Annotated in this window: 1 protein-coding gene; it reads left to right on the plus strand. The window is 66.8% G+C overall.

Annotated elements, in window-relative coordinates; translation table 11 throughout:
- The first annotated feature begins 125 nt into the window (after positions 1–125).
- Entirely contained in the window at positions 126–1,277 is a 1,152-nt protein-coding gene (locus tag EIY87_RS07665) for an IS481 family transposase (RefSeq protein WP_125306966.1), read from the plus strand.
- The last annotated feature ends 34 nt before the right edge of the window (positions 1,278–1,311 follow it).

The following is a 1,311-nucleotide window of genomic DNA, read 5'->3' on the forward strand; positions in this document are numbered from 1 at the left end:
TGTTGAGTCTCAGGACATCGCCGACAGTTGATGTCTCAGGACATCGCGGACACTGACCGGCCTGTCAGCATGGTGACCGAGGCTTGAGTGGTGATCATGCATCGATGGGCAGAGCAGGGTTTTCGATGGATCCTGAGTTCGTCGCCGCGGTCGCCCGGGTCGCTCACGGCGAGAAGATCAACGTGGCGCGGTTCTGCTACGAACACCACATGTCCCGGGACACCTTCTACAAATACCTCGCCCGGTTCCGCGCCGAAGGCACCGACGGGTTCACCCGCCGCAGCACCGCCCCGCACCACCACCCGACCACGTTCGGGCCCCAGGTGGTCGAGGCGGTGCTGCGGGCCCGCAAGGAACTCGCCGACGACGGTCTCGACAACGGCCCGATCTCCATCCGCTGGCGGCTGCAAGACGCCGGGCAGGCACCGCTGCCCTCCCGGGCCTCGATCCACCGCATCCTGCGCGACCGGGGACAGATCGTGGCCCAACCCCGCAAGAGACCGAAAACCCGGCGCCGGTTCGAATACGCCGACCCCAACGGTGCCTGGCAGATCGATGGCATGGAGCATTACCTGGCCGACGGCACGAAGGTCTGCATCATCCAGATCCTCGACGACCACTCCCGCCTCGACGTCGGCACCTACGCCGCAGCCGCGGAAACCACCACCGCCACCTGGGCCGCGCTGCAACAGGCCTTCGCCGGCTACGGCCTGCCCGTGAAGCTGCTCTCGGACAACGGGCTGGCCTTCACCGGCAAACACCGCGGCCGGATGGTCGAACTCGAACGCCACCTGGCCGCGCTCGGCATCACCAGCATCGCCGCCACCCCACGCCACCCGCAGACCTGCGGCAAAGACGAACGCGTCCACCAGACCCTGCGCAGATGGCTCGCTGCCCGACCGCCCGCCGAAACCCTCACCGAGCTGCAGCAACTGCTCGAGGACTACCGGCAAACCTACAACCATCGCCGTCATCAGAGCCTCGAAGGCCAGACACCCCAGCAGCGCTACAACACCCGCCCGAAAGCCGTCCCCGCCACCGGAGCCCGCCGGCCCAGCGGCCTGACCACCCGGCCCGTCTCGGCCACCGGCGTGATCGCCTTCTCCGGCTGCTCCATCGTCCTGGGACGCACCCACGCCGGCAAGATCGCCCGTGTTTACTGGCAAGGCGACCGCGTCACCGTCATGATCGACGACACCGTCGCCCGCCAGCTCACACTCGACAGGTCAGTACGCTACCAACGCCTCACCAACCACAAACTGTCCGAGAAGTCCTGAGACACATCTGTCCGTGAGGTCCTGAGACAGCACA

The organism is Amycolatopsis eburnea (genome assembly GCF_003937945.1).
GTDB lineage: Bacteria > Actinomycetota > Actinomycetes > Mycobacteriales > Pseudonocardiaceae > Amycolatopsis > Amycolatopsis eburnea.